The organism is Vibrio sp. MED222, from assembly GCF_000153005.1.
GTDB classification, from domain to species: domain Bacteria; phylum Pseudomonadota; class Gammaproteobacteria; order Enterobacterales; family Vibrionaceae; genus Vibrio; species Vibrio tasmaniensis_A.
Genome location: NZ_CH902607.1, coordinates 350,678 through 375,574, shown reverse-complemented (window position 1 = coordinate 375,574; position 24,897 = coordinate 350,678). Strand labels below are relative to the sequence as shown.

Genomic DNA, 24,897 nt, shown 5'->3' with positions numbered 1-24,897 from the left:
TGTCCTGAATCTCAATAATCATGTCTTTAAATGATAATTAACTATATACGTCAGTAAACTAATACCATAATTAATTTAATGGTATTAGTTTTCATAAAATGGAAACACCTACGCCAATGACATCAAGGCAATAAGACCCGTCTTGAACTTTTCTAAGTCATTACGAATCCAGATTGAGTAGGCTGGCTATGTGTTTGATGATTGGATTGCTAGTATGAAAATGAGAGTTACCCCTTATTGTCTTTGATTACGGGATTAGCTCCTTTAATCAAAGTGGGTAACTCTCTACCCTTCACTATTACGACTTAAGCTTAGACAGCTACACAGAATTTAGGACAGCCTCTTACGCCCAGCGGTCAGAACGTATTAGGAGATCTAAACGTGCCGTTACGTGATGGGCTTTTCCTGCATGAATTTTGCTCAATTTACTTTTATGTAAAGCATGAGCGACTTTACTCGCATCCAAATCACTACCGGGAAGAAAGTTCATTTGGCTTCTCGCTGCTTTTAACACCTCAAGAACACCTGGAGTTTTACTCTCTAGAGATATCGGACATTCCTTAATAAACTCTCTTGACTCTTCTTTTAATAGTTCAAAAGACGAAAGAATGTTTTTTTGATGTGCCACTTTATCACTGTCAAGTGTTGTGCCTAATATCTTGGACTTTATCTTGCGTATTCCTCGGCTCAAGCTGATTCGTTTGTGTGCATTTGGCGGGGTAACATCAAGAATTTTCAAAAAATTATAAGGTGAACCATATCTAGGGATGCAAACTATATAGGCAGCTAAGATCGGGATTTTACGTATGTGTTCCGCGAAGAACTGTTCTAGCCTTTCATCACTCATTGATTGAACGTTAATTAAGTAAGTCGTACATTTTTTCTTGAATTCATTATATTCTTTTTCCATTTTCCATTTTTTGATTAGCGAGACAAAAAATTTGAAAATGGAAACAATAGCGTTAGCGATAGTTGTTACTGCTGCACCAACACCAGCACTCAGAGAATTCACTAATATCGTCCCGCCACTTTGCAGAGTTGCAATCGAACTTGATACTGCCGCACCTTTTATTTGCTCTCTGATAGATATAATTACGTAAGAACCAACTTTGTTGGTCGCGAGCATAGTCATACCGTCAGATTTTAGGTAGTGCATTGTTTTTGTAATGGTCTTGTATGCTGACTCTAATGCGGCTTTAATATTACCAGCATGCTGTAAAACTTCGCCTAGTGTTTTTGATACAACATCGGGTAATAGAGCAAATAGTTTTTGCTTTAAATCGTTTCCAAAGTCTGTAATCGACGATAAAAATTCAGTCAACTTTTGCTTTAAAGTAGACACGATTTTCATAAACCAGTTTTGATCGCTATTCATAGCAGCGCTGCTAGCAACTGATTTAACAGCGCCTGACGCTATTTTGTAGCCGGCACTTGAATTGATTGATGACAATCCGTGAGTTCCAGCGTAATTAAGAGCCTTACCAAGTCCGATACTCTTATCGACTACCCCTTTAACTTCCTTTAGTTGACCTGCAGTTTTGCCAACAACAACAAGTTTAGAAAAGAGAGAACCACCTTCAAGCTCCGCTTTAGAGAATACTCTCAACATATCAGCGTACATTGGATTTTGATTTTGCATGTATAAAACTCTTATTATTTAGCTGTATTAGTTCAGAAACGAAAGTGTTCTGCTTTTGCAAGAAAGGACAACACATTGAGCATTATTTTTTCAAAGTTAAATTAGGCTTAGACACCTAGAGTATTGAGCTTTATCGCCCGATTATAATTAAACTCTATGTACTCTATATAGTTTGCCATATCTGTTCTTTTGTCACAATCGGCTAATATAGCTCTGCCGCAAATATAATTAGATTCATAGAGACTGATGAAGCTCTTAAGGCAAGTTGTGGTGAGAATGAATCGGTAATTTTTGGTACTCAAGCCTGCACCTTCAAGTTGATTCGGTATACAGGCAACTTCTAAATTAAGAAGCAGCCTTCCAAAGAAAGCTAGAATACACCTTAATATATTATAGAATTTATGCTATAAATTTAGACTCATAATTCCAAATCAAGTCAGTTCATTAATATTGATACCACACAATATCAGAACATCTTCGAGCATTATCAGGCGAGCCTATGACGGATAATTTCTCCCCTTCTGCCAGTGCGATTGTGGCAAAAGATTCTAAAAGCAATGAGCATGCAGTCAGCGATTTTGCTATTTCTGAGTACCTGTCGAAGCCTTTTAAAATCGAACTAACACTCATCTCAAAAAACTTTTCAATTGATGACCAGCTTGGTCAAAAGCTTTCGATTACACGCTTTATTAACGACACTAACAACCAAGCAGCCACGCGTGTATTCAACGGCATTGTTACGCAAGTTCAGTTATTGGGCATGGACAGTAACCTGCAGTATTCTAGTTATCGCATCACTCTAAGGCCGTGGTTTTGGTTATTGATACACACTCATTCTTTCCGTGTTTATCAAAACCAATCGACTAAAGATATCGTTTCAGATGTGTTAACCCAAGCAGGTTTCAGTGGCTCATTTAAGGCTGGTACCATGCCCTCATCCAAACGAGAGTATTGCGTTCAATATGATGAAAGCGACTTTGATTTCGTAACTCGCCTGCTTGCTGAAGAAGGGGTTCATTACTTTTTCCAACACAGCGACTCAGATCACGTGATGATGCTACAGGACGCTCAGAGCCCTTATAAAAAGTCAGATATCGGTAAACTGGACATGATTGAAGTCCCTTCAGGCAACAATCCATTACTCGATAAATGGATGCCACAAGGTCAATTTCATGGTGCCAGCATCGAACTGACTAGTTATGATTACTCACAAACTAAGCTCGTGAGCAGTAAACAGAAAAAATCCAGTCATAAGATAGCTAACAACACCAAGTTAACGAAACAGTTTTACCCTAACCTTGGTATCACTGGTGGGATGGAAGACCTTGCCAGTAACCTAGTCAAAAGACGCATTGAACAGCTCGAGCAAAATTATCAAACCGTAAAAGCCGAAGCGCAACACGATTCATTTGAATTGGGTAAGTGGTTTTCACTATCATCCCATTTAGACAAAGATCAACTCGGTGACTATTTAGTCACAGAACTTCACACGAGTTATAGCACCGAAAACCATTGTCAAACACGTCTCACTCTTCTTGACACGTCGACTCCTAATTATCCTTCACCGACGGATAAGGCAAAAATACACGGACTACAAAGCGCCATCGTAGCCGGTAATACCGCAGGTGAGATTAATCAAGATGAACAAGGTCGAGTTCGCATTCAATTTCATTGGGATACACAAACATCCGGAGACAAAACGAGTTGCTACGTGCGCGTTGCTCAGATGATGGCTGGCAATGGTTATGGTGCTCAGTTTATTCCAAGAGTAGGACAGGAAGTACTGGTCAGTTTTATTGATGGTGACCCAGACCAACCGATTATCACAGGAAGCGTTTATAACAGTAAAAACCCACCACCTTACAAAGAAGCTAACTCAACGAAAACAGGCATTAGCACTAAGTTAAGCGGATTGGCTAACGAGCTCTATTTTGACGATAAGAAAGACAATGAGCTCTTGTACATGCATGCAACCAAAGACTTCACGAAAGAAATAGAGAACAACCTGACAGAGACCATCAAAGGTGAACTGATCCAGAAAACCACCAAACAAGTTAACGTCTCAACAGAAGATAATTACACCCTCAACTCAGACAAAGCTATCGCTGCCAAAGGTAAATCTATATCCCTAGAAGCGGATGACAAGATTGAGCTAAAGGTTGGGTCCAGCAAAATCACTATGTCTTCATCTTCTATTAGTATTGAAGCAAGTAACATTGATATCAAAGCGAGTAGCGCACTCAACCTTGAAGGCATGAACGTAACAAGTAAGGCGACATCCGCGAACAAGATATCAGGTGTAACAACGGCTCTCGAAGCGACAAGCTCCAACAGTATTAAAGGACTCAGTGTCGCGATTAAAGCGGATACCACACTCACAGCTGAGGGTTCTTTAAGTGCCGAGTTTAAATCAGGCCTAAAAGGTACTTTTAATGGCGGCGTACTTGGTGAATTAAAGGGTGCTATTGTAAAGGTGAATTAGTGAATTCAATAGCTAGCATTTAAACCACACTAAAGCACAAATTCAGGTAAGACAGAAACATGTATAAAAAAATTCCATATCAAACTGGCAGACAGTTGCTCGACAGATTCTCAAGCTCCGACGAAGCACAAGCACTGATTAATGACGAATTCAACATTGATGATTCTATTCAAGCTTTATTGGAAAGCGAGCTATATTTCGACTTAGTTCAGCTCCTTGCTCACGGATTGCCTGTTCGAGAGGCCATTTGGTGGGGCGCACATACGCTCGATGCGAGAAGTGATGTGTGGTCTACAATGCAAAAACAATGCATTTCAACAGCCAAAGATTGGGTCAAGTCACCTTCAGAAGAACAGAGAAGAAAGAGTGAACTCTTTGCGAATAAGCTCCAACTAAATTGTGGGCCATCTTGGCTAACTCAAGCCGTATTTTGGAACGGATCCGGCAGTATTGTTGCACCTGACTTACCCAACGTCCTCCCCGACCCTTTCTTATATTCCAAAGCGGTAGCGGGTGCAATCAACCATTCCGCAGCCTTACCCAATTGGGATAAAACCAACGAGTACTATAAGAAATCCATTGGTATTGCTCTCGAGCTTGCCAAAGGCAGCCAATCATAAAGTTACAGATGACAGGAGTGGCCGATGACGTTAGCCGCAAGATTAACTGACATGCATGTTTGCCCGATGCAGACACCCGCACTTCCACCAATCCCCCATGTCGGAGGCCCAATCGTTGGACCTGGTGTACCGACGGTTCTCATTGGCAATATGCCTGCAGCAACGCTTGGGGATATGTGTGTTTGTGTTGGTCCCCCAGATAGCATCATCAAAGGCAGTGCTACTGTACTTATCATGAATAAGCCTGCTGCGCGTATGGGAGATACAACTGCCCATGGGGGTACTATTGTCTTGGGTATGCCTACCGTAATGATTGGAGGATAAAATCCTTGCATTTCATAAGGTTTCGAAAAGTCGGCTTATTGGGTAATTTTCTTGGATAAAGTTCAAATTTTTGAGTAAATATCTATTTTACATAGGACTTTTTAAGAAAAAGCGATAGAATATATAAATGTTAAATATTTTATATGAAACATAAGTAATAACTATTAGAAATAACACTTTATGTGATCGAGATATCAAATAACTTTAACAGGACGTGTATGACAGAAATTGCTCATTTACTGACTCCAATCTCGGATAATGAACCCTCCGGCTCTTACCTGAAATTGGATAGAACCGCATACCGCAGTTTAAGAAACGTTTACAATAGCGCTCAATCTTCATTTCGTCAGTTAGTTGAAACACCTGATGCATCTTCTGACCCAGCAATTGTGGATGCAAATACTGAAAACTGGGCTGAGTTAAGAAAAATTTCTGAAGAGACACTCACCTCCCAGTCTAAAGATTTAGAAATATTAGGTTGGTACATTACTAGCCAGCTTTTTACTTCACAGCCATTTCATAACCTTGCTACAGCTATCCCAGCTTTAAACCTTTTCATCAACCAATTTTGGGATACGCTAAATCCAATGCTACCAGACGCTAAATTAAAAGCTTCTGATGATGCAGGAAAAGCAAAGGAAATCACTGAGTTCAGAGCTAAATCTCTACTTCAGCTAGTTGGTGAATCACTGGACTCCAGTTCTCTTTACATACCTTTTCAAATGCTTGATTTTTGCTCAGGTGTAACTTTTGGGGATTACCTCACAGCCGAACGAAAAGGTAACATCGCTGAACTGAAAGAATCAGCCTTGAACGCGTTTGATCAAAGCGTTGCAGAAACACTCTTCCATTTGGCCAGTATCTATAGTGATCTGGAAATGGCAGAGAAAAACCTGGCTGAAAAGTGCCAAGCTGTTAGCGCCTCGGTGATCAGTTTCAACTTTATCAAAACCAACGTACGTGACCTGATTAAAGCGATTCATTTCCTAGTAGGAGAAAAATTCGCTCCTTGGCCTTTGGACGACAACTTCCACGTCATCCAAAGCTCAACCGAAACGCGCGAACAAAGCGATTCAATACCTTCGGCATCGGAACAGACGGTTGCCGTCAAAAATGAATCTATTTCAGCAACAGGAACAGGCCATAATTCAGAGCCAGTGAATCAAGGTAACGGGAGCGTGGTAGATAACGGTCAGGTTCAATCATCAAATGGCCACCCCTATCAAATCCAAACTCAGACGATTGTTCAAAACGTGTCGAGTATTAACGGTATTGTTAATCGTGATCATGCGTTTCAGGAAATTAGAAAAATTGCTGAGTATTTTAAAGAGACTGAACCTCATAGCCCAATCGCCTTTTTATTGGAGCGTTCAATTCGTTGGGGTTACATGAGTTTCCCAGAACTACTCCAAGAAATGATAGGTAATGAGCAAAGTGTGATCGCTCAAATTAATCAAATGACCGGGATGGACAACCTAGACAAGTTGGACTTGTCAGGCAAGCCCGTCCCAGTAATAACTTCAGCACCAGAGTTCGCTCCGGTGTCGAAACCGACTATTGAGGAACCAACTAAAGTAACGCCAATTCCTATTAGTCCAAATAGCACAGCAGATACCAACCAAGCATCTGAATCTACTTCCAACTCATCATCAAGCAGCATGCAAGATTTTGAGTGGTAAAGCCCATTAATTGCATTAAGCAAGGAGAAACACTATGGCTTCTATTTTTATGAGAATTGAAGGTACGACACCAAAAGGTGCAGCAACGGTAGAAAAAATCGGGGGCAAAGATGGTTTCTTCGCACTCGATAGTATTTCTTGGAGCGCTGTCCGTGGTGTTGGCATCGATGTAGGTAACGCAAACAATGCTGACCAAGGCATGGTTGCTCTTGGCGAAGTTAACATTTCTCGTGGCTGTGATGGTGCGTCGCCACATCTAACTACTTTCTTGTACGCTCCGGGTCCAGAAGGTCGCACTGTTGAAATCGTTATGACAAAACCAAACCGTGAAGGTTCTGGTGCAGATCCATACCTAATTCTAACGATGAAAATGGCTCGTATGTCTAGCTACAATATGTCAGGTACAGACGGTTCACTTCCTAGCGAATCTTTCAGCCTAACCTACACTCAAATTTCTAAGGCTTACTACATTGAAGCTGACGGCGGTAAGATCGAGAAAGGCCCTGAAGTTGGCTTCGACGCGACTACAGCTAAAGTCACTTCAACTGCTAAGTAATTAATCAAGGAGAGTTAACGTGGCACTAAATTCCCAACATAAACGCGTAAGTAAGAACCGCGTAAGTATTACCTATGACGTTGAGACTAATGGCGCTGTAGAAACCAAAGAGCTCCCTTTTGTTGTTGGGGTTATTGGTGACTACTCAGGCCATAAGCAAGACAAAGAAGAAGTAGAAGACCGTACTTTCTACAACGTTGATAAAGACAACTTCGATACTGTAATGAAGCGCGTTGGCCCTGAGTTATCCCTAAAAGTAGACAACGTACTTGCAGGTGATGACAGCCAGTTTGAAGCAAGCCTTAAATTTGACTCGATGAAAGATTTCGAACCTGAAGCAATTATCGAGCAAGTTGAACCGCTAAAAAAACTAGTTGAAACCCGTAACCAACTGAAAGTGCTTCTTTCTAAAGCCGATCGTTCTCGCGACCTAGAAAAACTGCTTAAAGAAGTTCTACAAAGTGCAGACACGATTAATGCGCTTTCTGATGAGCTAGGTATAAAAGAAGAAGGAGCTGAGTAATGAGTACTGAAACAGAGAATCAAGCGCAAGCAGAAGCGACAGAAGGCTCACTCAGCTTTCTAGACCGAGCGATTGAAGCAACCACTCAAACTCCGGCAGATACAACGAAAGAACTGTTTTCTGTACTTACAGAGCAAGCACTTTCTGGAACAGTAACGTGGGATAAAAACGTTACTAAGACGATTGAGAATGCAATCTCTGAGATAGATAAGAAACTATCTCAACAGTTATCTGAAGTCATGCAGCAGAAAGACTTGCAGAAACTTGAAGGCTCTTGGCGTGGTCTACAAAAGCTTGTTAAAGAGAGTGAACTTGGCCGTGATCTAAAGATTAAAATGGTTGATTTCACACAAGAAGAGCTGCTTGACCAATTTGAAGACGCACCAGCAATTGACCGAAGCCCATTATTCAATGCGGTTTATCAAGGTGAGTTTGGTACTGCTGGTGGTCAGCCTTACGGTACTTTCATTGGTGATTACGAGTTTAGCGCAAAAGATGAAGACGTTGCTCTACTTCGCTACATGGGTGAAGTTGCTGCAGCATGTCATGCACCGTTCATTGCCGCTGCAAATGCTGAAATGTTCGAGTTCAACAGCTTCCAAACTTTCTCTGAAGGCAAACCTGTAGCAGCAGGCTTCGACTCTCCTGCATACGCAGCATGGAATTCATTCCGTGAAAGTGACGATGCACGTTACGTAACACTAACGCTGCCTCGCACTCTTGCTCGTCTACCGTATGGTGATAAAGGTCTAAGTACTGATGTATTCGCATACGAAGAGCTTGCAACCGATATGGATGGCAGTCCAAAGCCAACCAGCAATGACCAATTAGTTTGGTCGAATGCTGCATATGAACTGGGTCTTAAAATGACTCAAGCATATACTGCTTCGGGTTGGTGTACATCTATCCGTGGACTTGATAACGGTGGTAAAGTAGAAAACCTACCTAACTTAACCTACAAGTCTGAAGCTGGCGATCTACTTCAGCAGTGTCCAACAGAAGTGAATCTAACTGACGAGCGCGAGAAAGAGCTTTCAGACCTTGGTTTCCTTCCTTTGGTTCATTATAAAAGTTCTAACTACGCTGTGTTCATCGGTGGCCAAACAACTCAGAAACCTAAAACATTTACAGACCCAGACGCAACAGCGAATGCTGCTATCTCTGCTCGCCTACCTTACATTATGGCAAGTAGCCGTATCGCCCACTACCTGAAAGTAATGGGTCGAGACAAGCTAGGTTCAAACCTTGAAGCTCCTGATATCAAACGAGAGCTACAACTATGGATCGACCAATACACCAACGCCGGTGCTATTGGTAATGAGCAACGCGCAAAAACCCCTCTTTGTGAATCTCGCATCGAAGTGGTTGAGCAACCTGGTAAGCCAGGTGCCTACTCAGCTGTGGCTCACCTAAGACCTTGGTTACAACTTGAAGAGCTGACAACCTCAGTTCGAATGGTTGCTAAGATTCCTGGTTAATAGGGATTTGGCCGGAGTAATCCGGCCAAAATTTTTTATGAAGTTAGATACGGAATGGCAAAACAAATTTAACCAACTAGATAATACAGATAATACCTTTATAAAAGAGGCTTTATCTCTATTATCTGAGCTAGACCAACACTCTTTACGCTCTAAATCCTCATTGATTTCATTGATATCCACACTAATATCGAAGATTGATACTGCACTCAGTTTACAGCTCGATGCAATAATTCATGAGCCTGATTTTCAAAAGTTAGAACGCAACTGGTTAAGTCTTCAGCAACTTGTATCTTTGCCCATAAGCTACCAAAGAGCTCATGTAAAATTACTCGATATGAATTGGACTGAGATATCCAGCGATGTCAATCAAGCGTACTCAACAAAATCCAGCGATTTGTATAACAAGATAGGTAATAGCGAGCTAAATACTTTAGGGGGTCACCCCTTTGGATGCATCACATTTAGCCACCCTATCTCGATGGACATCGATTTTGATGCCAATTATGACGACCTATTTACCGTAGAACTGTTAGGTAAATTAGGAGAAGCGACGCTTTGCCCGATGCTTTTCTCTCCAGTACCAACGTTTTTTGGTGAAAATGGTGCAGACTGGCTCTCTGATATAACGCGAATCAATAAAATTCTATCCGGTCCTGATTTCAAAGCATGGCAAGACCTACGCAGTAAACCAAGTTCACGCTTTATTGGCATGGCGCTACCTCAGGTTCGTCTTCGTGATGCATACAAAAATCGACGAGTCGGCTTTGTTTATAATGAACAAGGCAAAGGCTCATGGGGCTTAGCCAATATGGTACTAGCTACTACAATCATGCGGGAATTTCATCGTGTGAACTGGTTCGGTTTTCTGAAGTCTCGCTGGAATGACAAGCTGCAAGGCTCTGTTATTAACCTCCCTGCGAGCCACTATTTTGACAGCCACCTGCAAAAGCCAGTAGCGGATGTTAGCTTATTCGGGCAACTGTCTAATTTTTACGCGCAAAGTGGCTTTATTCCATTAACCAAAAGCCCTTTAACCGATAAGTTTTACTTCAATGGCAATAACTCTATTTGGCAGTGTGGACAGAACGATAATGACAAAGTGTTAACTCAGATTCAGACTACGCTAATGTCTTGCAGAATTGCCCATTATCTAAAAGTGCAAGTGCGTGAGATGGTCGGCAGTTTCAACAGTGCCAACGAATGTGAGCTATTTTTAACAAACTGGATCGAAAAATTTTCCAGCAATGTCTCATTTGCAAATGAAGAAACCTTGTCCAAATATCCATTGAGCTTTGCCAAAGTTAGTGTCAGGGAATCTCATTCTCAAGCTGGCAGTTTTGCCTGCACTCTGCGTATCGTTCCTCAATACCAATTTGATTACTTTAGTGGCGAGGTTGTGCTGACTACCGATCTAAACGAGGTAGCATCATGAGTTTTTGGAAAACCTTTATCAGCGATGCAAAGCCCTATCAGGACGCCGAGATTGAAGATATTAAGTTCCACCTAACCAAGCTCTTAGAGGCAGAGGCTTCATTAACAGAAATTGATAATAGGCTCGTTGAAGTAAACCGCTCGAACTTTAAATTTGGTATCGAAGATGTTCATTTGCTCAGTGCAACTTTAGAAAACACTCAGATCACTTTACGTATCGAGGCTTGGATAAAAAGCTTCGAGCCACGATTACACGACATATCTGTTGAGCTCGAGCAGCGTAAAGAAGGTGACAATTCACTATCGTTCAACATCATAGCTAAAGTGAAGACCAATAATGGTGAACGAGACCTAATCTTTGATTCAAGAATCGCACTAAGCGATTTAACTACATCTATAGAAGAAGATAGCTATGACTGAACCCATTATGCGTTACTTCGAGCAAGAACTGGCCTTTGTGCGCCGTTCGTTAGGTCAGTTCGGTCAGGAATACCCTACTCATGCCGAAAACCTCAATATTCATCAAGGTAAGATCGAAGACCCTAGCATGGCTCGCTTACTCGACGGTGTAGCACTATTGAACGCAAAGGTAGAAAAAAAACTATCTGAACAGTTACCTGAAGTTATCGAAGGTATTTTGAGTGTGCTCTACCCTTCTTATATTCAAACTGTTCCAAGTGTTGCTTATCTTGAACTTCATACTGAAGACGGTCCTATTGAATCAAGCCGCTTGCCTAAAGGCTCACTTTTTTCGAGTACAAACACGAAAAACGAGTGTCTATTTAAGACCGTTGACGAACTCAATATAGCACCATTTAATTTAAGCAATGCCAGAGCATTGAGTGCGCCGTTTAGTTTCAACAGACCTTCAACAGCTAACCAAAGCTCCGCGGTTATTCAGATTTCTCTGAGTACTGGTGATCCGGATGTTTATTTCAGCCATTTAGAATTAGGTGATCTCGATTTCTTCGTCAAAGGCTTCGAAAACAATGCAGACTCTCTCGTCGATTTGCTTCTCAACAATACCTTGTCGATTTCCATTTCCGATTCCGAGTGTGCCCAACACTCGACCGTTGATAACCTTCAACTAAAAAATCGAATCAGTGATCTCGATTTTAAGTTCTTGCCTGAACACGGAAATCAATTCACCGGTTATCAACTGATCAATGAATTCTTCTTTTTCAAAGAGAAGCGACAGTTCTTTAGACTAAAAAACTTTGCTGAACACGCGAATAAATTTGACGAGTCTGAAATCGTGATTAATTTGTTTATGTCATCATTGCCATCGGAGTTCATTCGTCTATTTAATAGAGACGTATTCAAGCTCAATGTCGTGCCTGCGATTAATTTATTTGAGCAAACTGGCGAACCGATCCCATATGACCACCGGACTCTATCCGTTCCAGTTAATGCCGATGCTCATAGTGACAACAATATAGAAATTATTGAAATTCAAAACGTCTATGAAATCACTCCGAACGGAGAGGTCCCTTTAATTCCACTTTTTAAAGAAAAGTATTCACATAACCAAAGTTACGACTACTGGCAAAGTAAACACGATCACTTTGGTGAAGTAAGCATAGCGATTTCGTTATCGGACACGACAAATACAGAATTTAGCAAGCTACTTGGTACCAAGTTACTGTGTACTAATGGGAAGCAAGCTTGTGGTGTAATCGGCACTTTGGAATGCTTAGAGAGTATTGATTTACCCGGTGATTTCTCACCTATTTACCCGCCGTCTGCGCCGATTAAAAAAGAAATCGACCAAAACATCCACTGGGAATTTATTAGCTTATTGAACACAAACTTCACATCATTGGTGCAATCTAGCAACCCGGTAGCTGAACTCAAACATATGTTGAGTTTGTGCAGTCGCGACCAGGTATCAAGCACAGAAATTCAGATGATTCACTCAATTACATTCAATTCGCAAGTTTCTGCAATTCGTGTGTTGGGTAAGAACGTGTTCTCGCCCGGAACCGAGATTGAACTTACGCTTGATGCCACCTCACCTTACCTAGCATTTGCCGATGTGTTGAATCGCTTCTTCCAGCAGTTTTGCAGTTTTGATAGATACATTCAACTTAAGATTCGTCTCTATGGGCGAGATGGTTTCATAAAAACATACCCTAAGATTCACGGTAGTCAATTGTGCCTGTAACTCCACAAAATAAGCACAATTGGATCGATCGTTATAGGAAGCCGATATGAAGCATTTCATCGAAGATCTAACGACTCAACCCGAAAAGTACGACTTCTCGCAAGCAATGAGACTATTGGAACGACTCCAGTCTCACAGCTCTACTCAGGTACAGATCCAATTGAAGTCTGAGGCAATGCCAACCGGGAACCCTCAAGAAATTCAGTACTTTTCGCTAAAGGGAAACAAGGCAAAGCTGAGATTGGCAAAAGAAGCGCTTTCTGGTGTAAAAGGGGTAATTCCCAATTATATTTATGAAGAGTTGTTAAGCGCGATACACAACGACGATCATTCACTTCAAGACTTTCTGGATGTGTTTAATCAACGCCACTTTGAAATCACCTATCGAACTAATGTGCAACGATGGTTACTCGTTGAAAACGAGCAGAATTCCAAAAAAGCGGCGTTATTGAATCATTTTTCAGCACTTGGGAAAGAACACAAAGAATACCTGCAATACTCACTATTACTTAGCCAACAAAGCCGTAGCCTTACAACGCTAAAAAAGATACTCAATGATTTTTTTCCTTACTCAATCGATGTCGAATGTAAGGCATTTGAACGTCGCCTATTGCCTACAGATTCATTGACACGACTAGGTACAAATCGGGATTTCAATAGCCGTTTAGGCCAAGGTTTCTTAGTAGGAAGAACCTGCCTCGTTAATTTCAACAACTTGAGTATTTTTGTTACTCCAAAAAGCAGAAGTGAATTCCTAGAAATTCAGCAAGATGACCAATTAGCGAAATCCATGTGGTCTTTGACTCAGCATTACTTAAAAGACAACACGCCTGTTGCCATTTATCTGAACGTTAAGCGTTCATATTTAACCAAACCCCGTTTATCAAGCAACGTTTCTATTGCAGCTCGCCTAGGGGAGATCGATTATCTTGCCCCTCAGCATAGTCCTGATAAAAGTGTAAACATTTTGCTTTTATAGTTCGCAATATGGTTCGTGTAGATTATAGAAATATAAGGAATAAACAATGACACAAGTAACGCTCACTAACTTAGTAGGCAAGCTAGCACCTGCCCTAAAGCAGGCGCTCGAAACATCTGCTGGTTCAGCAATGAACCAAGGTGTTGGAGCTATAGAGGTTGAACACTGGATTCTTCAACTTATCTCCCAGAAAGACCCAATGCTCATGACATTGTGTGAATCTCAGAAACTTTCAATAGATGCCTTAGTCAGTGAATTGACAAAGAAAATTTCTATGCTCCCAAAAGGTAATGAAGGTCAACCGACGTTAAGCCACGGCTTAACGGAATTAATCAAAGACGCTTGGATGATTGCTTCAGTTAACTACGGGCATGGAGAGATCGTCAGCCTACACCTTATTCAAGCTCTAATGCAGCAAAATGTATTAGGAGTGACGACCTTACAACTTGAATCATTAAGCAATGTTTCACTTGAGTCTCTGCAAGGTCTTATCAAGAAAACTCCTATTGCACGTAACTCTTCAGCACCTTCAGCTAATGGCGCTGTCGATAGTACCCCCGCGGGTAACGACGCTCTAAGCAAATACACGGTAAACCTTACGCAGCAGGCTATTGATGGCAACATCGACCCAATTTCAGGCCGTAATGCAGAAGTAAGAAAAGCGATTGACATCTTGTGTCGTAAGCGCCAAAACAACCCGATTATGGTCGGTGAACCAGGCGTAGGTAAAACTGCTGTTGTTGAAGGATTAGCGTTAAGAATTGCAGCCGATGAAGTCCCTAGTGCTCTACAAGGCGTACAGATCCACTCTTTAGACCTTGGCTTGCTGCAAGCCGGCGCGAGCGTTAAAGGTGAGTTTGAGAACCGCTTAAAAGACGTCATCAATGAAGTAAAAAGCTCAGAAGTACCCATCATTGTATTTATCGATGAAGCCCACACCCTTATTGGTGCAGGCGGCGCTGCTGGACAAAACGACGCGGCAAACCTTCTAAAACCTGCCCTGGCGCGGGGTGAGTTCAAAACCATCGCTGCGACAACATGGGCGGAATACAAAAAGTACTTCGAAAAAGATCCGGCTCTGACACGCCGATTCCAAGTTGTAACCATTGAAGAGCCTAACGCAGAAGATGCGATGCAAATGCTTCGTGGTGTGGCTGCTTCATTGCAAGCTCACCATGGCGCTTTTATTGCTGAATCCGCGATTGAAGCAGCGGTCAACTTATCGATCCGTTACCTTCCAAGTCGCCAACTGCCAGACAAAGCCATTAGCCTACTTGATACTGCCAGTGCACGAATCGCACTGACACAAGGCGCGAAGCCAGAAGTATTGGAAACACTAGAGCAGACGATTCGTTATCAAGAAAACGAAAAATCAGCATTAGAAAAAGAAGAGGCTCTGTTCTCCAACAGCGCTGAGTTGATTAAAGAGCTCACACTATCGATAGAAGAGAACCAACAAACGTTGGCTGCGTATTACACGCGTTGGGAAAAAGAGATTGAATTAGTAGACCAAATTAAAGTGATTCAGCAAGAGATAACTGAAGCACAAGAGCTAAATGCGGTTGACTCCAACAAGCAGCAACAACTCGACGGCCTACGTATCGAGTTAGCAAACGTACAAGGTGAGGAGCCCCTCGTCTATGCCATGGTCGACGATAACACTATTGCTCAGGTGATTGCGAATTGGACTGGTATCCCGGTTGGTAACATGATGAGCGATGAAATCGCTAAGCTGCTGACCTTGGAAGATGAACTTAATACTCGAGTAATAGGACAGGATGTCGCAAAGAACGAACTAGCAAAAGCAATTCGTATTTCCCGAGCGGGTTTAACGGATAATCGTAAACCGATTGGTGTGTTCCTAATGTGTGGTCCAAGTGGTGTCGGTAAAACTGAAACTGCCATGGCACTTGCGGAGCAACTGTACGGAGGAAGCAACGATCTTACCGTTATTAACATGACCGAGTTTAAAGAGGAGCATAAAATTTCCATGCTACTCGGCTCACCAGCAGGTTACGTGGGCTTTGGCGAAGGTGGTGTATTGACGGAAGCGATTCGACGCAACCCTTATTCTGTATTGCTATTGGATGAGATGGAGAAGGCTCACCCTGGCGTACATGATCTGTTCTATCAAATCTTCGATAAAGGTCATATCAAAGACAGCGAAGGTCGAACCGTCGATTTCAAGAACACCATCATTATTATGACGTCGAACGCTGCCGACCAAGCTATCTGTGACGTGTGTGCTCAGACTACCGATCGCATCGATAATGACAAGCTACTCGAATCAATACGTCCGGATCTGCAACAATACTTTAAACCTGCATTTTTAGGCCGAACTACCATTGTTCCCTACTACCCACTTAACGATGAAGAATTAGCGAAAATCACAGAAATATCGCTAAATCGAATCAAAAAGAAACTTGCAGAGCAATATAAGGCATCATTCACTTGGGATACGAATTTCATTCAGTTCGTGGTCGACCGTAATACCGATCCAACCACTGGCGGTCGCGCTGTAGAACAAATTATTAACCGTTCACTGATGCCAAGATTAGCCGAAGAATGTATCGGGCGATTAAGCCGCAGCGAACCCATTACTCAAGTAACAGTTAGTGCAACGAACAACAGTGCTGACTTCGATTTATCTATTAAGTAGGCCTTAACCAATGAACAGCAAGACCAGCCAAACCTCCACCAATCCGACATCATTTAGCCTGTCACTTAGGGTCAAATTGATGTTTGCCATCATGGCGGTTTTGCTGTTTTCCATCACGTTAAATGCAACACTGAACTATTTCAATTTCGAGAAAAGGCTAACGGAAACCTCCGATTCTACCTATCGAATCGTTTTAGAAGAAACACATAATGATATCAATCAAGCAATCAGTTTAGGTCTGCCTCTTTCAGCTATATCGAACATACAAGGTATCCTAGATCGTAGGCTAAAGTTTGTTGATGGCATTACTGCATTAATGGTGGTGTCTACCTCTGGTGAACAACTATTTGGCACAGGTGTACACAACCAAGCAAACGATCGTCAGCTATCACTTGATATAACCAATTCTTTCGGTTTAGTTGAAGGCCAAATAAAGCTCTACTACTCTACGTCACTATTAGACCAACAAAAAGCGTCCTTGCTAAAGGATCAATTCTTGTATTCAGTCATATGGATAGTGCTGTCTTGCGCATTTGCCTTTATAGCATTGAAATATCTATTAGAAGGGATTGTAGACCGTGTTAAAGGTGCAACTGCGATAATCGAAACTTCTGATGGAGCTAGAGATTTACTTCCTACGTTAGCTCAAGCACATAAGGCACTGCAATCTCCCTATTCAATGTCCAAGTTCGAGAAATTGAAAACAAAACACTTTCCCGTGTTTATCATTTCTCTTGCTATCCTGTTAACGATTATTGCTAATTTAGGTGTTTCTTATCAATCTCTGGACAAGTTTTCGCAGATTTATGAAGTTAAACTTGAGCAGAAATCAACCCTGATTGGTGACTCACTAAATCAGATGATTAAAGGGTTACTCAATAAAGACGTTCCTGACAACAGACTGCATGGCTTAGAAGACGAATTTGCTTTCTTCGTTGATAACCACAGTGAGATTCTATCTATTACTTTTAACGGGGAGTCTGGTAGCTCTTATCACTATCCAGAGGAAAATGTAAAACACGCGTCTATACGCGTATCAACGTTTAATAGCGACAACCTCGATAATAGCAACGACCACAACAATATAGACAACCACAATAACAGTAATAGCCAAAGTCACACAATGCAGCTGAAGGTGACTACCGACAACAACTTGATCATGAATATGCTGAAAGAAAGCGTCATGGATATGATCACCGTTTTGGTCGCATCTTGCCTTGTCGTCGCCGAAATAATTCTATTCATGTGTAACTTCATGATTATTTCGCCTTGGAACCAATTAAAGAAAGTATTCATGCTTGTGAACCGAGATATCGTCAATCACTTGGCAAAAACTTCTTCTCGCGACGAGTTTGGCAAATTGCTTCATCTAGCTAACCAAGCAATTATTAAGCTAAAGCCTGCTCAGCCTTCACAAGATATTGATAAACAAGACTTTCGATTCATTCGCTTACCACTATTTTTATTGGTCCTCTCGGAAGCGTCTTCACTAGCCTTTTTTCCTAGGTTCGTGTCTTCACTGGACAACATAACGGGTTGGATTCCTGACAACCTAGTGACTAGTCTACCAATTTCACTGTTCATGTTGTGTTGGGCGATCTCACTACCATTTGCGGGATACTGGTCAGACAAAGTAGGCAGAAGACATTCGTTGATGACAGGAGGGCTGATCACGAGCATAGGCTTAATCGCTACTGCTTTCGTTCAATCCCTCGAATTCTTATTAGTAGCGCGTGCATTCACGGCGGTTGGTTATGGTATCGTTTTTATTTCCGCACAGGGTTATGTGTCAGATACCACCAACGATTCTAATCGTACTAAAGGAATGGCGACTTTCTTGTCATCATTTTTCTCTGGCTCTCTATGTGGAGCCGCGATTGGTGGGATCCTTGCGGAGAAGCTTGGATACTCAGAGACGTTTATGCTCGCTGGATTGATCGCAACGCTCAGTGTCTTACTTGTCTATGTGTTTTTTGAGAAATCGAGCACAACTAACTCAAGTAAACCTCTCAATTTAAAAGATTTCAAACAACTGTTAAGTAACAAATATTTTGCATTAATCACGATATTCAGTGCGATACCAGCGAAGATCGTACTTACTGGTTTCCTTTACTATATTTGCCCGGTTTATCTACAATTCTTGGGCGAAAGTAGCTCTGTTTCTGGCCGAGTAATTATGGCTTACGGTCTTGCAATCATCGTCATTTCACCGTTGAGCGCAATTCTAGTCGACAAACTCAAAAACAAAATGGCTTTCATTTTTATCGGTGGGCTACTTTCTTCTCTTGCATTACTCAACTTCTACTTCTTCCAAGGTACATTGGGAGTGTTACTGATCGTCATCATTATCGGCATTGCGCATGGCATTTGTGTTTCGCCTCAAATACCACTGGTCATCGAACTACTCTCCGGCCAAGGAATTGAAAAAGGGAAAATTATCGGTATCTTCAGGCTCACCGAGCGCATCGGTAATATTGCAGGGCCTATGCTAGCAGGCGTATGTTTGAGCATTTTTGGTTACGATAATACCATCCTTATATTTGGGGTTTCATTACTCGTGAGTTCATTCAGTCTAATTCTGTTCTTTTCATTATTTCTAGAATCCGATAAACAGAAATTAGGGGTTCAATCATGAGATTTTTAGTTTTCGTTATCACCTTTATTTTAATGACTCCCTTCACCTTTGCCAAAAGTGATGAAAAACACGTTGTCCTTTTATTGTGGCGTGGAGTAACTGATGCAGAGCAAGGTTTTATGGACTATTTATCACAACACGTTGATGTGCGATTCACGGTTCTCGATGCAAGCAGCGATAAGGCTCAACTTAAACAAAATATTAGAGATTTAAAATATAAGAAAGCTGATCTTATTTATTCATTCGGTACCACTATCACCCTTGAGTTACTAGGTACTTATAATGAACCAAGCGAATTTAGAAAGACTAACTCTACACCCGTGGTGTTCAGTATTGTCACCGACCCTGTGGGTTCTAAATTGGTAACTGATTTATCTTCTAAAGAAAGAAACTTTACCGGGGTATCCCATATCGTACCTCATGAAATACAATTTAAAGCGATTGAAAAGCTGACTAACGTTTCAAGTATTGGGGTGATATATAACGCCGAAGAAAATAATTCGATTATCACAGCAAATAAGATGCTTGAGTTATCGGAAATTCATAACAAGCGTGTTATCTTGTACCCACTAAATATTGATAAAATCAGGTCAAACAGCAACCTAATTAGCCTCACAATTGATAATATGAAACAAGAAGGCATTGATATGGCATATTTGCCGCCTGATTCATACATCATTGCGCAAGGAGGCGAGGTAGTATCAAGGCTACATTCAAAAGGTATTCCCACATTCTCAGCAACCGAAAGCCCAATAAGAAGCCATAAAGCCCTATTTGGCATTGTTAGCCGTTACTACAATGTTGGCCAATTCGCCGGATACAAAGCGAAAAACATATTAAAAGGAACCCAAAAAGCTTCGGACATTCCAATAGAATCACTAAGCCAATATTCATATATTGTTAATATCGAGGCTGCACATAAGCTCGATTATTACCCGCCAGTATCTATCTTGAAAATCTCTGAGCTAATAGGACACTCTAATGATGTTAACTAGAGCCTCTGCAAGTAAATTACCATTGGCAACTCTGCTCATTGCTACCTTTTGGTCAATGAATACTTTTGCTAAAGTTCAAATTGGACCATCTCGATTAATGCTCACGACGCAAGATTGGCCTCCATACCAAACCTATGAAAATTCCGAGATGCAAGGAATTGCTTTAGACAAAGTTAAGTGTGCATTAGGTGTAATGGGCCAACCTTATCAGTTAACCATGACAACTTGGTCTGACGCACAACTACGTGTTCATGGAGGCGGACAACACGGTTTCTTCGTTGCGACCCAAACCTCTGAACGTGACGAGTATGCAACACTCTCAGAACCAATCGCGCAACAGACTTTAAATTGGTATTTTGGCCCAGGCGTAAAGCCTGACATTAATGAACTATCAAAATTAAATCTGAATTTTTCTGCAAAATTTGGCTCTAGTAAATGGTTTTGGCTCAAACGAAATGGATTTAACGTCGTAATGCAGCCACGAGATGCTAAAGTACTACTAAAGCTTTTAAAGCAAAGGGAAATTGATGTTGTTCTAGAAGATGGTTTAGTCTTTGAAAGAGAACTTGAGAAGGCCTCATTACCACTCGATTACTTCAACTCGATGAACTTAGATACCAAAAATATGGGGGTCTACTTTTCAAATCGATTCCTTAAAACCTATTCCGGGTTTTTAGATAGTTTTAACTCAGCTATATCCAAGTGCAAGGAGTAACCATTGTCTATCAGTGTCCACATGATTTCTATACCTGCTGAAGAGGTCGTTACCTCTAGAGTCGTTTACCTGCCTGAAAATGGCGGAAGCTTAGGTCGTTCGCCATCATGTGATATTGCGCTACCTGACCAAACCAAATGGGTCTCAAGAACTCACTGCCAGATCTACCCCACTGAACGCGGGTACGCCATCAAAGACGTTAGTAACAATGGTGCTACGTTAAACGATAAATCATTGATAAGAGAGAAAGAATACATACTTTCCGATGGCGATATTATAAAATTAGGTCACTACACACTGTTAGTTAGCCTGTTAAGCGCACCTAAAGTGGATGCTACGAATAACACCAATCAGGATGATCTTTTTATAGAACCTTTCAACTTAAAGCTTGACGACAATGACACAGACTTTTTGGATACTACGCCTGAAGTGACGATAGTTAAGAAAGCCTCAAACTTTTCTTCAACGAATGTTCTGAGTGACGACCCGTTCTCGTCAGACCCCTTTGAAGATTTAGATAGCGATAAAGTCGTTCCCAACATTGAAGTAGACGAAGTCGTTCACAACAGAGGAGGCTCCCTGCCCTCTGCTGAGTTGGAATATTTTCCTGTCAATGCCGAGAACAACACTCGAATTGAAGAGTCGATAGACAAGCTCATCACACTGACGGAAAAAAACCAACAATACTTACAGAACCCACAGCTACAACAAAAAGCTCTTTTTGAGGCATTGGAACAAACGGTAGACCAGTTTCTAAACGAATTTGCACCAAAGCAACTTGAAAACCAGTTTAGCGAATACGTGAGTGACGGCATTTTTTCCAACAAGGATAAAAAATATTGGAAGATCTATCGAAAGCACTTCCAACACCGTCAAGACAATGGGGACTTCAGACGTCAGTTCAAAGCATTATTTATGGAAAATATGCAAAAGCAAAGTGAGAGGCAAGAGTGAAACGTTTAATGCTATTGTCTCTTTGTTTAATGATAACGGCGTGCTCATCATCAGACCCCGCCCCTGTTGTCACCCAATACTCACTGACAGTTAAAGCGGATACGACGGTCAACCAATACAATGATGCTCAAGCCAACCCTGTTGTCGTTAGGCTTTACCAACTCACAGATCAGCAACTGTTTAAACAATTGCCTTTTATTGATTTGTACAATAATGACCTACAGTTGTTGGCTGCAAACTTAGTATCAAAACAAGTATTGCCAATTGTGCTGCCCAACTCAGAACAACAACTGACGTTAGATATTAACAAGAACACTCAATATATTGCCGCATTGATTGAATTCGCCGATTACCAGAACAGTACAGCGAAAACTGTTTTAATGATGCCAGGAGATCCAGAGCAAACTTTAGAGTTAACGATTACTGGTAAGAAAGCGGAGTTAGCCTCAATACAGCCCGACTCCAGCTGGTGGTAAATCTTTAAATGCACAAGCCAATATATAAAAATAATAGAAAAGGACATTACGTGGACGCTTTCAAAAAAGTAGTGTGGCAAGAAGGAATGTTTATAGCACCTCAGCACTTTCAGCAACAAGATCGCTATGTGCAGAACTACATTCGTCAGAATATAGAGACATTAGCTGGTTTCTCTCCTTTTTATGGCATCACCGAATTAGTACTTAATCACGATCTATTGAAGATTGGTAAACTGTCTATACCGAGCTGCTCCGGTGTATTTCCCGATGGAACTCAGTTCAACCTTAAGCAAGAAATCGTTGTCGATATACCTCAAGGCACCATAGAAACCATCGTTTACCTCGCATTACCGATTTCTTTACAAGGTAACAAAGATTATTGTGAAGATGGGCAGGAACAAAGTCGCTATATCACCCAATCAATCAATGTATTTGACACATCAACATCAGAAAACTCTACCGTTGAAGTCGATGTCGCACAGCTAAATATTGGGCTAAAATTCGCCGGTGAAGACACATCTGGTTTTACTCTGATTCCTGTTGCTAAGATATTAGAAATCAGTGATTCAGATGAAGTGATCTATGACAGATCTTTTATTCCCGCATGTCTACATTACGGAGCTTCTACTCTGCTTGTCGAGCGAGTTAAAGAGATTCACGCACTCGTCAGTAACCGAGCTCAAAACCTTCTGAAACGTCTTGAAGCAGGACAAGATCAAAAAAGTCCTCAATCTATGATGCAAGACTTTTTATGGCTTCAAACTCTGAGCTCATGGTTACCGTGGTTCGAATTAACCATCAGCAACACCAAATACCCGACTCACGAATTATATTCTAAATTGAAGCAGTTTGAGGCTCAGGTCATGGCACTAACACCTGCTATTCCTGATGCATGTCCGCCCTTAAAGTATGACAAATTATACGATAACTTTAATCCGCTGTTTTCTAGTCTTAGAAACTTGCTAACATTGGTTCAACAAGACTCTGTTATTGAATTCAAATGGGATATATCACTGTTTGAAAAGCGTAGGTTACTGCGTACGTTGATCAAAGATCCTAGTAGCATCTATAACCGACGTTTCGTTCTAAGCGTTAAATCCGATATCAGTAGCACAGAGCTCAATGAGCTATTTCCTATTTCCGCGAAGCTAAGCAGTAATAATAAAATTGTCGAATTAGTAAGAAGCTCTCTGTCGGGTATCTCTTTGAAACCCTTACCAATTGCGCCAAGTGAACTCAAGCCAATGCAAGGTGTGGCCTATTTTGAAGTCGATACCAAAGATAGAAATTGGTTGGATATGCTCGACACTCGTGATGCCATCGCGTTGCATGTCGATGCTCGTATACCAACCCTTGAAGTCGTTTTATATGCGTTGAGATAATGGTTATGGATTATTTAGATGAAGAAACTCTCATCATCGACAAAGCGCCAAAGGGCTCTAAGGATAACGAAACTGATCAGGTAGCCTCTAAATTGGTCGCTGTACATTCTACCAGCGCCCAAGAAGAGTTTTTGCGACACTTTGATAAGGCAGAGAATCAATTATTCAATATCAGTAGCGATTTACTAACCAAAACACTCAAGCTCTCAACCTTATCTGAACCTGAAGATTTAGCGATTTTTAGAGAACAGTTGATACAGGGTATAAACGACATAAAAGCTCAAGCAACCGAGCTTACTTACCCTATTGCTGTTATCGATAAACTCTGCTTTTTGTATGCAGTGGTCATTGATGAATTCATCATCTACTCCGAGTGGGGAGAAAAAAACGGTTGGGAAAACAAAACGCTGCTTAGCGAGCTCTTCGGCATGCGAAATGGTGGTGAGTTGTTTTTCTCTGTTGCAGAGAAAGCAGCACGACAGCCTCACAAACTGATTGACCTTCTAGAGATAGTTTACCTCTTCATAAATATTGGATTCAAAGGCCAATATCGTGAAGGTAATGCTGACCAATTGAAAGCATTCACCTATCAGTTAGAGCAAACCATCAGCCAATATCGCAATACTAGCGGCGTTTACTGCCGCATCAAAGTGAAGCTCCCAGAAGTAAGGAAGCCAACAAGGCGTAAACGTTACTTAATCACTAGCCTTTTCTTCTTTTGTTTAATCGCAACGAGCATTGGCTTAACGGATTTCTGGTATACCAACACCCACGCTCAACGAGCTCGTGACTTCACGTATTTGCCTAATTTCAGTCAGCGTTACATCGTCTCCGGCGAAGTAAAAGATATTGTCTTTATAAGCGAAGATAAAGACTTAGCGACTCTTCCTCGTTACGCAAGTAAAGTTGATGCTGTAGAAGTATTGCAAAGCAACAAGTTAACACCAAGTTCATCACATTGGTTGGTGCAACTTGCGACTTTCTCTAGCAAGCAAAGCGCTGACGATTTTATTGATAACCTGTCACCGTCAGTTTATCAGCCTATTTCTTCTCCTTATGAAAAATATTACCGAGTGATATTAAGAGCAAACACAAAAGAAGAAGCAAGAAGTACCAAAGAATGGTACGTAGAAAACGACCAAATAAACGCCATTATTGTTCGGACTTCTGCGCCTGACTTAAACAAGGAAGAATCAAACTGAT

At 41.4% G+C, this 24,897-nt stretch carries 20 protein-coding genes; 19 read left to right on the top strand and 1 reads right to left on the bottom strand.

All coding sequences use genetic code 11. The features are described from left to right. Positions 1-343 precede the first annotated feature (343 nt). On the bottom strand, positions 344-1,639 hold the full coding sequence (locus MED222_RS13200) for a hypothetical protein (protein WP_009846613.1): 1,296 nt from the start codon (positions 1,637-1,639) through the stop codon (positions 344-346). Between the two features lie 499 nt (positions 1,640-2,138). Here MED222_RS13200 and MED222_RS13205 point away from each other — a divergent pair, with 499 nt between their 5' ends. From MED222_RS13205 to icmH, 19 genes are all read left to right on the top strand, one after another. Further along, complete coding sequence (locus MED222_RS13205) at positions 2,139-4,121, top strand: type VI secretion system Vgr family protein (RefSeq protein WP_009846612.1); 1,983 nt, start codon at positions 2,139-2,141, stop codon at positions 4,119-4,121. Positions 4,122-4,180: 59 nt separating this feature from the next. Continuing rightward, positions 4,181-4,741: a DUF6931 family protein gene (locus MED222_RS13210; RefSeq protein WP_009846611.1), complete on the top strand. Its 561-nt coding sequence runs from the start codon at positions 4,181-4,183 to the stop codon at positions 4,739-4,741. A 24-nt stretch (positions 4,742-4,765) separates the two neighbouring features. After that, positions 4,766-5,065 (top strand): PAAR domain-containing protein, encoded by a 300-nt coding sequence (locus tag MED222_RS13215; protein WP_009846610.1) that lies wholly within the window; start codon positions 4,766-4,768, stop codon positions 5,063-5,065. A 218-nt stretch (positions 5,066-5,283) separates the two neighbouring features. Next, a complete protein-coding gene (locus tag MED222_RS13220) occupies positions 5,284-6,744 on the top strand; it encodes an ImpA family type VI secretion system protein (RefSeq protein WP_009846609.1) in 1,461 nt (486 codons plus the stop codon). A 34-nt stretch (positions 6,745-6,778) separates the two neighbouring features. After that, positions 6,779-7,300, top strand: coding sequence for a type VI secretion system tube protein Hcp (locus tag MED222_RS13225; protein WP_009846608.1), 522 nt, complete (start codon positions 6,779-6,781; stop codon positions 7,298-7,300). 19 nt (positions 7,301-7,319) lie between these two features. Next, entirely contained in the window at positions 7,320-7,823 is a 504-nt protein-coding gene (tssB, locus tag MED222_RS13230) for a type VI secretion system contractile sheath small subunit (RefSeq protein WP_009846607.1), read from the top strand. After that, positions 7,823-9,301 carry a type VI secretion system contractile sheath large subunit gene (tssC, locus tag MED222_RS13235; protein WP_009846606.1) on the top strand — a complete coding sequence of 493 codons (1,479 nt, stop codon included), beginning with the start codon at positions 7,823-7,825 and terminating at the stop codon, positions 9,299-9,301. The genes tssB and tssC overlap by 1 nt, the downstream gene beginning before the upstream one ends. 37 nt (positions 9,302-9,338) lie before the next feature. Then, the gene (locus MED222_RS13240) at positions 9,339-10,736 is read left to right on the top strand and encodes a type VI secretion system contractile sheath large subunit (protein ID WP_009846605.1); all 1,398 of its coding nucleotides are present in this window, start codon (positions 9,339-9,341) and stop codon (positions 10,734-10,736) included. Beyond that, on the top strand, positions 10,733-11,155 hold the full coding sequence (tssE, locus tag MED222_RS13245) for a type VI secretion system baseplate subunit TssE (protein ID WP_009846604.1): 423 nt from the start codon (positions 10,733-10,735) through the stop codon (positions 11,153-11,155). Before MED222_RS13240 ends, tssE begins: the two co-directional genes overlap by 4 nt. After that, a complete protein-coding gene (gene tssF, locus MED222_RS13250; protein WP_009846603.1) occupies positions 11,148-12,899 on the top strand; it encodes a type VI secretion system baseplate subunit TssF in 1,752 nt (583 codons plus the stop codon). Before tssE ends, tssF begins: the two co-directional genes overlap by 8 nt. A gap of 46 nt (positions 12,900-12,945) precedes the next feature. After that, a complete protein-coding gene (locus MED222_RS13255; RefSeq protein WP_009846602.1) occupies positions 12,946-13,878 on the top strand; it encodes a type VI secretion system baseplate subunit TssG in 933 nt (310 codons plus the stop codon). A gap of 46 nt (positions 13,879-13,924) precedes the next feature. Then, positions 13,925-16,537 (top strand): type VI secretion system ATPase TssH, encoded by a 2,613-nt coding sequence (tssH, locus tag MED222_RS13260; RefSeq protein ID WP_009846601.1) that lies wholly within the window; start codon positions 13,925-13,927, stop codon positions 16,535-16,537. 10 nt (positions 16,538-16,547) lie between these two features. Then, positions 16,548-19,172 carry an MFS transporter gene (locus tag MED222_RS13265; RefSeq protein ID WP_032555196.1) on the top strand — a complete coding sequence of 875 codons (2,625 nt, stop codon included), beginning with the start codon at positions 16,548-16,550 and terminating at the stop codon, positions 19,170-19,172. After that, on the top strand, positions 19,169-20,167 hold the full coding sequence (locus tag MED222_RS13270; protein ID WP_009846599.1) for an ABC transporter substrate-binding protein: 999 nt from the start codon (positions 19,169-19,171) through the stop codon (positions 20,165-20,167). Before MED222_RS13265 ends, MED222_RS13270 begins: the two co-directional genes overlap by 4 nt. Then, positions 20,154-20,882 carry a transporter substrate-binding domain-containing protein gene (locus MED222_RS13275; RefSeq protein ID WP_009846598.1) on the top strand — a complete coding sequence of 243 codons (729 nt, stop codon included), beginning with the start codon at positions 20,154-20,156 and terminating at the stop codon, positions 20,880-20,882. Before MED222_RS13270 ends, MED222_RS13275 begins: the two co-directional genes overlap by 14 nt. A 3-nt stretch (positions 20,883-20,885) precedes the next feature. Continuing rightward, entirely contained in the window at positions 20,886-21,836 is a 951-nt protein-coding gene (locus tag MED222_RS13280) for an FHA domain-containing protein (RefSeq protein ID WP_012603803.1), read from the top strand. Between the two features lie 8 nt (positions 21,837-21,844). Next, entirely contained in the window at positions 21,845-22,312 is a 468-nt protein-coding gene (tssJ, locus tag MED222_RS13285; protein WP_009846596.1) for a type VI secretion system lipoprotein TssJ, read from the top strand. 50 nt (positions 22,313-22,362) lie between these two features. Beyond that, positions 22,363-23,694, top strand: coding sequence for a type VI secretion system baseplate subunit TssK (gene tssK, locus MED222_RS13290; RefSeq protein ID WP_009846595.1), 1,332 nt, complete (start codon positions 22,363-22,365; stop codon positions 23,692-23,694). After that, positions 23,694-24,896: a type IVB secretion system protein IcmH/DotU gene (icmH, locus tag MED222_RS13295; RefSeq protein WP_009846594.1), complete on the top strand. Its 1,203-nt coding sequence runs from the start codon at positions 23,694-23,696 to the stop codon at positions 24,894-24,896. Before tssK ends, icmH begins: the two co-directional genes overlap by 1 nt. The last annotated feature ends 1 nt before the right edge of the window (position 24,897 follow it).